A 338-nucleotide genomic window follows, 5' to 3' on the forward strand; every position below is an offset into this window, starting at 1 on the left:
AGCTCAAATCCCTCTCCGCGCTCGTCTTTGTTTTGGTTAACTAAGTGACCTAAATTAAGTTGGCTTTTGCCGTATTCGGTCGCCAATTTAATGTGCTCTTGCCCGCGTTTGTCATCCATGCGCAGTTTGTTGTTGGCCGGTGTGCGAATCACATTGCGGTGTTTGTTGATGGTGGTAACAAGGTCAGGATGCGCACTGTCATGCATGGCATGGGCAATATACGGCCTATCGGGGTTGCCATCCATAAAGGCAATGGCCACTTCCGTCCCGTCAATTAACGGAAAGTGAAAGCCATAGGTGCTACCGGCATACGGCTTGGCTAAACGCACCCAAAGGCT

At 50.3% G+C, this 338-nt stretch carries 1 protein-coding gene; it reads right to left on the reverse strand.

Going from position 1 to position 338, the window contains the following annotated elements; genetic code table 11:
• Positions 1 to 338: type VI secretion system Vgr family protein (locus tag GQ589_RS12020; protein ID WP_202115123.1), on the reverse strand; the 338-nt coding region annotated here is incomplete at both ends.

The organism is Gilliamella sp. Pas-s27 (assembly GCF_009795865.1).
GTDB lineage: Bacteria > Pseudomonadota > Gammaproteobacteria > Enterobacterales > Orbaceae > Gilliamella.